10 protein-coding genes and 1 riboswitch are annotated in these 9,366 nt (G+C 42.1%); of the genes, 2 read left to right on the plus strand and 8 right to left on the minus strand.

Annotated features, from left to right (window positions below; all coding sequences use genetic code 11):
- Both AM228_RS14630 and AM228_RS14635 read right to left on the minus strand, forming a co-directional pair.
- On the minus strand, positions 1-1,108 hold a 1,108-nt coding region (locus tag AM228_RS14630; RefSeq protein WP_156331800.1), incomplete at its 3' end, for a tetratricopeptide repeat-containing serine protease family protein.
- 216 nt (positions 1,109-1,324) lie between these two features.
- On the minus strand, positions 1,325-1,945 hold the full coding sequence (locus tag AM228_RS14635; RefSeq protein ID WP_054466841.1) for a COP23 domain-containing protein: 621 nt from the start codon (positions 1,943-1,945) through the stop codon (positions 1,325-1,327).
- Between the two features lie 582 nt (positions 1,946-2,527).
- Here AM228_RS14635 and AM228_RS14640 point away from each other — a divergent pair.
- Positions 2,528-3,523, plus strand: coding sequence for a serine/threonine-protein kinase (locus tag AM228_RS14640; RefSeq protein WP_054466842.1), 996 nt, complete (start codon positions 2,528-2,530; stop codon positions 3,521-3,523).
- Positions 3,524-3,673: 150 nt separating this feature from the next.
- Here AM228_RS14640 and AM228_RS36215 read toward each other — a convergent pair whose 3' ends face one another.
- From AM228_RS36215 to AM228_RS14665, 6 genes are all read right to left on the minus strand, one after another.
- On the minus strand, positions 3,674-3,802 hold the full coding sequence (locus AM228_RS36215; protein ID WP_255353204.1) for a hypothetical protein: 129 nt from the start codon (positions 3,800-3,802) through the stop codon (positions 3,674-3,676).
- Between the two features lie 37 nt (positions 3,803-3,839).
- Positions 3,840-4,283: an aspartyl protease family protein gene (locus AM228_RS14645; RefSeq protein ID WP_054466843.1), complete on the minus strand. Its 444-nt coding sequence runs from the start codon at positions 4,281-4,283 to the stop codon at positions 3,840-3,842.
- Between the two features lie 171 nt (positions 4,284-4,454).
- Complete coding sequence (locus tag AM228_RS14650; RefSeq protein WP_054466844.1) at positions 4,455-5,279, minus strand: energy-coupling factor ABC transporter ATP-binding protein; 825 nt, start codon at positions 5,277-5,279, stop codon at positions 4,455-4,457.
- A complete protein-coding gene (cbiQ, locus tag AM228_RS14655; protein WP_054466845.1) occupies positions 5,263-6,066 on the minus strand; it encodes a cobalt ECF transporter T component CbiQ in 804 nt (267 codons plus the stop codon). Before cbiQ ends, AM228_RS14650 begins: the two co-directional genes overlap by 17 nt.
- Positions 6,067-6,216: 150 nt before the next feature.
- Positions 6,217-6,534, minus strand: coding sequence for an energy-coupling factor ABC transporter substrate-binding protein (locus tag AM228_RS14660; protein ID WP_054466846.1), 318 nt, complete (start codon positions 6,532-6,534; stop codon positions 6,217-6,219).
- Positions 6,535-6,627: 93 nt separating this feature from the next.
- Entirely contained in the window at positions 6,628-7,383 is a 756-nt protein-coding gene (locus tag AM228_RS14665; protein ID WP_054466847.1) for an energy-coupling factor ABC transporter permease, read from the minus strand.
- A gap of 122 nt (positions 7,384-7,505) precedes the next feature.
- Positions 7,506-7,651, minus strand: a riboswitch (cobalamin riboswitch).
- 610 nt (positions 7,652-8,261) lie between these two features.
- On the opposite strand from AM228_RS14665, the gene AM228_RS14675 reads away from it, so the two are divergent.
- On the plus strand, positions 8,262-9,200 hold the full coding sequence (locus AM228_RS14675) for a hypothetical protein (protein WP_054466849.1): 939 nt from the start codon (positions 8,262-8,264) through the stop codon (positions 9,198-9,200).
- Positions 9,201-9,366 lie beyond the last annotated feature (166 nt).

A 9,366-nucleotide genomic window follows, 5' to 3' on the forward strand; every position in this document is an offset into this window, starting at 1 on the left:
AGTTCGGATCCAGTGCGATCGCCTTGTTGTAATCAGCGATCGCTAATTCATATTTTTTTAAGTAATAGTAGGCAAGACCCCGATTATTATGGACTAGCCAAGGTTCAGAATTATTTAGGCGCAAAGATTCGGTGTAATCAGCGATCGCTAAATCATATTTTTTTAAGTCATAGTAGGCAAGACCCCGACCAACGTAAGCCGAAGCATAGTTCTGATCCAGTGCGATCGCCTGGTTGAAATCAGCGATCGCTAATTCATATTTTTTTAATTCTTTGTAGGCATTACCCCGACCATTGTAAGCCGCAGCATAGTTCGGATCCAGTGCGATCGCCTGGTTGTAATCAGCGATCGCTAAATCATATTTTTTTAAGTCATAATTTGTTACTCCTTGATTATAATAATCATTGGCAGTTTTCTCTTCCTGTTGCTTCACACTGACGTAACTTTCCGGGTTGAGAAATATCTGAATCGGAATCCCTAAATTCCACCCAGTTTTAATATTATTTTCATCCCGGTCTCCTTGTCCATGAACCCCGACAATTTCCCCTCGGTTATTGAGCACCGGTCCGCCACTCATTCCTGGTTCAGTATTCGCATCATAAATTAAACTATAACCATCCTTGGGTTGCGGTACTCTCCCAATAATTTTGCCCCAATTAAACAACAGAGTCCGAGTCTTAATTCTTCCAATAATCCCAGGAGCACCCACCACAAGAACGCTAGTTGCTTCCACCATCTTTTCCGAATTTCCCAATTTCGCCACTGGGTAACTTTTGTCACTGGTAAAAGTCAACACCCCTAAATCCACCTCTGGCACAGGTTGAGTAATCGTATTCCCTCTCACCTGATAGCTTTCTTGGTCTGAGGTAAAAATTAAACAAGTCCAACTTTTCTCCACCACATGATAGGCAGTCAACACCGAATAAGTATTTCCTTCTCGCTTAATAATTGCCCCCGACCCCGCACCGCAGCCATCAATAATCACCGTAAATTCCTTAGCTTTTTTGGCGATTTTTTCCTCACTTTTGCCCAAGGAACAACCACCCAATCCGCTAATTACCAGCCACCCCAACAGCAGCCCGACCTTTTGCCAACGCCAACTCATCATCGGAATCACTCCTCACCACCTAGCTGAAAATTCTGGCACCTTACACCGGGTAAACCCATATTTGTAAGGGCAAAGCATTCGGGTAGTTACCTTAATTGTTCCAACCGATAATTAACTGCCCGAATGCTTTGCCCCTACAGCCAAAAAATCGGATTTACAAATATGAGATGCTCCCTCACCCCTCTGTAAAGGCGATTCGCGAATCGCCCCTACAGCCTACAAACGGGTCTCACTAGAAAAAGCGCCATTCAACAAATCCTCTAACAACAGATATTGACGATCTCCTTTTTCAATAATCGTATTATCTGACCCCTGGTTTTTGGCAAAACCAGCAATTTTAGCCAGCACTTCTTGAGGCTTTTGGGCATTTTCCTCTCTCAAAGTAAACAGCATATTATTCGCCGTGCAGGTTTCTGGCGAAATCGCCACACAAATCACCGTATAGTTATCAACAAGTCCGTACCTTAAAGCCAGGTTAGTCAAATACCCGCCATTGTTTGCCACCGCTATATTGAGTTTCTCAGTGACATGATTGCAGCGTTTTTCCGGTGTCCAATTCTCGCCAAATTCCGTAGTCTGCCAAACCAGCAAAGGCTTGATGGTTCTTAAATTATTGCGTTGGGCCACTGTCACCCAGCCATCTTGGGCATCCTGCACACAGAGAAACTCGGTTTTTTCTGACGGGTTAGCAGAGTTTGTTTCAGTTGTCGGAGGAGGAGTCGTGGGAGTAGTCGTGGGGCTAGTAGTCGTTGAAGTATTTGAACAAGCCATCAACGCTGAAAGGGCAAAAGTAGTGGCCAGCTTTGGCGCCAACTGCCAAAAGTATTGAGGGTTCATGGTTCACTCTCACTGAGGAATTTCTTATTATTTTAGCGAGATAGTAATTAGTTTGACCACGAGGGAATCACGGATTTTTTATGTCAGAATAAAGGTCAATAATACAGACCAATTGACAACACCTAATCCCCGCCAGGGATTAAAATCTCCGGGCTGATAGCGCAAGTCGGTTAAAACCGAAATCTTGCACCAGTTGCAACGACCGCCGGGGATTAAAATCCCTGGCTGTAGGGGTCAACGGCCGTTGACCCCTACAGTCGGTTAAAACCGACTCTTGATCCTTGTATTAAAAGCATTTCAGTCGGTTTCAACCGACTTGATATGTTAGGCGGGGATTTTAATCCCCGCCGGTTGTGGCCACTGGTGCAATATCTCAGGGGATTTTAATCCCCGCCGGTTGTTGCCACTGGTGCAATATCTCAGTTGAAACCAACTGCAACTCTTACCTGAAAAGCATTAATTTTAGTTGAATTAGTCGGATTTATCCGACCCCCACGCGGGGACAGGTTCTAGCTGTTAGGCGGAGTTGGCAATTCATTCACCTATCTCACCCACTTATTCCTCCCTCATAATGATTGAAAAATGATTGGAAATTTATTACAAAACCGTTACAAACTCTTAGAAGAACTAAGTCGGGGTGGCTTTGGCCAAACCTACCTTGCCCAAGATATCAACTTGGATAAAATCAGAGTAGTGAAAAAACTACAACCCCAATCCCAAGACCCCGGAGTGTTACAGGTTGCCAGACGCTTATTCCAAACCGAAAGCGATGTACTAAATATGTTGGAAAAAGGGCATCCACAAATTCCCCAATTGTTCGATCGCTTTGAAGAAAACCAAGAATTTTACTTAGTCCAAGAATACATCGAAGGAGACACTTTAACCGCCGAACTCAATCAAAGCCCCATGAGTGCAGACCAGGTGAAACAACTGTTAATGGATATCTTAAAGCCCTTAAGCTTTGTCCACGATCAAAATATTATTCATCGCGACATCAAACCCGCTAATTTAATTCGCCGCAAAAGCGACAATCAAATTTATTTAATTGATTTTGGCGCAGTCAAACAAATCTTTACCGCCATTTCCAATCCTCAAAATCCTCAAAATCCCAATCCCTACACAGTTGGCATTGGTAGTGCTGGATATACGCCGAAAGAACAAGCAGAAGGCCGTCCAACATTAGCTAGTGATATTTATGCCCTAGGCATCCTAGGAATTCAAGCCTTAACTGGCAGTATCCCCACCCAAACCGATCCAAAAACCTCACAAATTATCTGGACTAAACCCGCTTCAGTCAGTGATGAATTTGCGGCAATTTTAAATAGAATGATTGATATAGATGCCACAAAACGCTATCAAACAGCCAGTGAATTATTATCTGCCCTAACTCCCACTAAAGTTTCTATAAAGCCTGCTACATCAAGCGGCAAACCGTCTAAAAAACCGAATTTAATCGTATTAATTCCCGCGACTATTTTAGCATTAGGTTTAGGCAGCGCCGCAATTCTGGGAGTTTATCGCTATTTTACCCCTAAACCTGCGCCACCTCCCCCGGTTAATCAACCCGGTCCATTATAATACCATTTACAAAAATTCATCTTGGGGGCGCAAGCATTGCGCCCCTACAACATAAATTTATTTGCTGTAGGGGCGCAATGCTTGCGCCCCTATATGATTTTATCAATCTTACTTGAAATAACCATAACCCTACAGCGGTTTTCTTTCTTACTAAACCACGATCGGGCGAAGCATTCCGGTATTTGGATTAATATTTTCAGCAATAATTTGTCTGCGGTCATGCTTCGCCCCTACAAAAATTTGTGGTTTACTCGCGGAGAAAATTGCTGTAATATCCACCACAGAAACCCGGTTTCTTTTCCCTGGGTATTTGCCGCTAAAAAATCGTTAAATAAGTATCCATAGATTTTTCTGGTAAAACCTTTAAAGTTTGATTTTGTAAATCCGGTTCCAGTCCTAAAGCTTCCAGGGGAATTACTCCCAATAATGGATCGCGTCCTCCGGGCAATTCTAAACATTCAAAAGTTCCTTCACGTCCGAATAGAGAAATTTTAGCATCCTGAAAAATGCGAGCGGTACTGAATCCCGTAGCGGTGGCAACATCCACTTCTTTGAGCAGTTCAAGTCCAAGTTGCTCAATAATATTAGGAGGTAGACAAAGAGTGGTTGCTCCTGTGTCAACTAGGACATCTTTTAGGGTGACAAAACGAATTTGTTCTTCAGGAATAAATCCTCGTTTTGCAGCAGATTCGTCAGCCCGGTTAATAATGGTTAAAGTAGTGAAAACTTTGCCCATTGTTTTGTCAGTTTTGTTTCGCATATTTGTACTCTCTATTATTTTACCTTAATTATAACCCAGAAACCGAGTTTCTTTCTGGGGTGCGATCGCATATCGCTTCTCTTCTTTCCTCTCCGTGTCCTCTGTGTCTCTGTGGTTAAAAATCAAATTATTCACCACAAAGACACAAAGAACACAAAGAGCAAAAAATCCCTAAGCCCGAAAACGTTGCTGGATTTTTTGAGCAATTATTTCCAGCTTATTCTCATCCCCATCAAATAACTCTGTCACCATTTCCAGAAACTCAACAGCGCGAGGTAAACTAAATTCTAAACCTTCAATGATTTCCCGCTTACTAAAGACAGTTTCTGGGGTTCCTTCTAAGATTAATTGCCCGCGATCCATCACAAATAACCAATCAGCCCAAGCATAAACAAAATCTAAATCGTGGGTAGCAATGAGAATGGTTGTACCAGTGGCGCTAATTTTTTCCAAAGTAGCTAATAAATTCCGGGTTTGCGGTGGATCTAAATAAGCGGTGGGTTCATCTAATAATAATAGTTGGGGTTTTAATACCATCACATCAGCAATAGAAACCCGTTTTTTTTGTCCTAAACTCAGATAATTTACCGGACTATCCGCTAAATCCATTAAGTCAAAATCCCGCAATCCTTGGATCACCCGATCGCCCACTTCACTGTCCGACAATCCTAAATTACACAACCCATAAGATAAATCTTCTGCCACCGTTGCCCCGACTAATTGTTGTTCTGGGTCTTGGAAAACTAAACCCACTGCTTGCCGCAATTGGTTTAAAGAACTGCGATCGTATTTTAACGGCTTTCCTTGCCAGCGAATCGTCCCTTTTTGGGGACGATACAACCCATTTGCCAACCGAAATAAGGTAGTTTTACCGCAACCATTTCGCCCAATTAAAGCACAGCATCGCCCTTGAGGAATGCCCAAAGATAAATTTTTAATCGTCGGCTGTTGAGTACAGGGATAAGTATATTCTACTTGGTCAAATTCCATGAGCATAATGCCACCCTGTCCCAACTAATAACAATAAATAACCCGCCAAAGCTTCCATAATATATCGCCAATTTGCTTGATACCTTCGCCCATGCCAAAACCGCAATTCTCCCCGAAACCCCCGCGACTCCAAACCCATCGATATTTGCCGATAATTTTCCAGCGATCGCCGTAACAATTGACTGGCAATTAAGGCTAAACTCCGCATTTCCAGTCGCCAATTACCATAACCCATTCGCGCTGATTGGGCGGTTAAAATTTCGTTAGCAGTGGCAGTTAACACAAAAATAAACCGATACATTAAAGCCAGTAATTCTATAATTATAGTCGGACAACCGCAAGATTTTAAAATTCGCAAGATATCCGCAAACGGAATAGTTATTAAAACAAAATATAAACAAGAAGTTAATGCGATCGCTCTTGGGAATAACTCCCTAGCTTGGTCAATTCCTTGTTGACTAAAATATAGATAAAATGAACCGATTTTAATTCCTTGCCAAATATCTGCCTGTACCAGAGAAATATCTTCTAAGCCAACTCCACTAATCACTAAAGCGGGAACGCTGACCAGCCAAAAACTTAGCGGAATTAATAATAGTTCTCCATATATTTTTATCGGAATTCGGGCATAACCCACAATCCAAATCCCCAGCCAGACCGTCACCAAAATTTGTACCCCAATTGGTGCCACATAACTGAGGCAAAATAAAGCGATCGCAAATATGAGTTTATGTTCTGGGGGCAGCGATCGCAGTCGATTTTGATAAACCAGAGAATCAATTTGATGGTGCATTTTTTTGTTGTTCGTTGGTTGTTATTATTAGACCTATTGCAAAATTCCTAAAAGCCCCCCTTAAAAAGGGGGGTTGGGGGGTCGAAATATTTATTTTGCAAGAGGTCTAGTTATTAGGATATAATCAGAAATAACAACAAATAACAAAAATCAATCTTTTTGATTCGCTTTTTGATTCGCTTTTTGATTCGCCTTTTCTGTGCGACCTTTATAAAGGCCAATAATATAGCCCAGAGTTCCCGCAGCGATCGCCCCTTGGGAAACAAACAAAAGACTTTCTATTTCCTGGCTGGGTAATTCTAAAATAGGATTAAACCAAGGTTGATAATTAGGCTGAATTTCAGCGATCGCCTCTTGCGCTTCCCCGTCTGCCCCACCATATTCTCCTCGGACGAAAATTAGAGGGGCGATCGCTAATAAAATAACGGCGGCAACTAACCACCAATTTTCTTTTTGTGACGTTTGCATACTTACTGAATTATCCTTTTGCTGATGATTTTTTGCTCGTTTACTGAGGGATTGATACCCCCAAACCCCCTTTTTAATGGGTAATTTTAGCGATTAACTGTGCGATCGCAATAGTTTAAGGGTTTGCAATTCTTCCGTCGCATAAGCTTGCAGCCAATTCCAAACCAAAACCGTCAATAACCCTTCGCTAATAGCCAGGGGAACTTGAGTCACCGCAAAAATACCCGCAAACTTTAAAAACGACAGCCAAATTCCACCCGTAGCGGCAGGAAAAGCTAACGCTAATTGAATCGATGTGATTAAATAAGTGACAAAATTGCCCAACATTGCCGCCAGAAAAATTGCCACCTTAATTCTGCCGGTGGAGAGAATTAAACGATAAACCCCATAAGCCACCCAAGGGCCAGCGATCGCCATTGAAAAAGCATTTGCCCCCAAAGTCGTAATCCCCCCATGTGCCAATAAAACCGCCTGAAATATCAGCACCAAACTGCCCAAAACCGTCATCACTTGCGGGCCAAACAACACCGCCCCCAAACCCGTCCCCGTAGGGTGGGAACAACTCCCCGTCACCGAGGGAATTTTTAAGGCAGAAAGCACAAAACTAAACGCCCCAGATAAAGCGATTAACAGTTTTAACTCCGGGTTTTCTTGCGTAATGCGAGTCAGCGATCGCACCCCTAAAACAAAAAACGGTAAAGCCACAACCCACCAAAAAATTGCCCATTTTACCGGCAAAAACCCTTCCATAATATGCATAGCTTGGGCTGGGGGTGTAGAACCGAACACCAAAAAAGCACTCAACCCAGCCATTGCCCCCAGGGTCAAGATTCGTTCATGTTTTCGCATCGCCGATCCTCCTGTGTAGAAAAACTAAAAGGAGGTACAGCCAAGAAAAAATAATTCTGGATCGTAAAGTCAACGATCCGCTCAAATTGCTGCATCTGTACCTCGCAGATGAATAAACAACATTGCTGCTACGTCCATTCGGCGGGCATCCTGACTTAGAGACATAGCACCTCATCACAGTTGCGGGACAGCGCTGGATTTGCACCAGACTTTCCCCGTTACCTCTAGTGGCTGACTTCCCACTAGAACCGATGTGGGTTAACTATATCACTGTTCACAAAATATTCACAAAATATTCACAAAATATTCACAAAATGTTAATAAAATGTTCAGCAAAAGGTTCAGCAAAACGTTCAAAAAAATTATCGCCCTAGGTAAAATAAGATCGATTCGGGATCCGAATGAAGTACAGCGGTTTTCTGGATTTGTCCCGGCGCGGGAACGACAGGTTTTTTTGTACTTCATAACTCTGACCAGGGCTATAAGAGCGATCGCCACCAGAATCGCACAATCTAAGGGCGTTTACAGGGATGACCCTCTCCGGTTTTGGTTATAGAAAAAAAGCGAACAATTACTCGCTTTACTCGTCTATCTTGCCCAAAGATATGCAAATTCCAATTTACATCAGAAAAATGCCACAGTACAACCTGTAGGTTTCCCGGAAAAAATGCCAAAATTAAATAATGTTTATATCAATAAATATTATTTATTCGCAAGATTTTGTGAATAAATAAATTACCAAAATTTACCTGTTATTTAATATTGTTGCTTTTAAAAAACCGGTAAATTTTGAGGTAATTTGTATAAAAAATAAAGTCGATCAAATTCTCGATATTTAGTGGCAAATAATTAACAATTATTACAATAGGAAGAAAACTATGACAGTTAACCTATTTGATGCTAATTACTACCGTTCCGTTAACTCAGACTTGCAGCAATTTAACGATGAGCAAGCGTTGGAACATTTTCTAAACTTCGGGCTGAATGAAAATCGGCAATTCTCCCGAATTGTGAATCTGGATATTTATCGAGCCAATAACCCGGATTTAGCGGCGGCTGGCTTAACTACCAACCGACAACTTTTCGATCATCTTCAAGAATTTGGCGTAAAAGAAGGGCGGAAATTTTCTGATGTTTTGGATCTAAGTTTCTACAAAGCGAATAATGCTGATTTAGCCAATTTTACCTCAGAACAACTGTTTCAACATTTCCAGGATTTCGGCTTAAATGAAGGCAGATTAGGTGTTGATAATTCTCTGGCAATAACTCCCGAATTAGAAACACTAGGTGTTGATGATTATATCCTCCCACCGATGATTACCCCAATGTATCCCGCTAATACCTCACCTCCGGGGTCTTTACCGATCGCCCCTAATACGGAATTACCATCTTTTGATCCGGTAGGAACTGACACTGGGGATGTCTTGAACGCTTCCATTGACATGGCGGTCAATAATTTTAATATGAGTTTAAATGAATCGGTGGGCAATAGTGACCCCAATGATTACTACCGATTTGTGGTCAAAAATTACAGCCAATTTAACTTAACTCTAAGCGGCAGTTCTTTGGGCATGGAAATGTACATCGATCGCAATAACGATGGCCAACTTGCCACCGATGAATTATTCATCACTGGGGCAAGTGGATTAAGTGGAGCACCCAATGATTATACCGGGGCAAGAACATCATTTAGTGGCACCTTGAGCAGCGGTAATTATTATGTGAGAATCTTTACCGAACTCGATCAGTCCGACTATCAGTTAGACATTTCTGCCAATACCAGTTACTATCCATATTATCCATCTCCAGTTGTATAATATAGGAATTACGAATGCTATCGGTAGGGTGTGTTAGCGAAGCGTAACGCACCAATACCTCATATAAGTAGGTGAACATAAAACATAATTAATTGCACTTTTCGTTCCCCGCCGATAGGCTTTAGATTCCCGCCTGTAGGAAGGAGAGAGAATAGAGAATAGAGAA

Source organism: Planktothricoides sp. SR001, from assembly GCF_001276715.1.
Lineage (GTDB): Bacteria > Cyanobacteriota > Cyanobacteriia > Cyanobacteriales > Laspinemataceae > Planktothricoides > Planktothricoides raciborskii.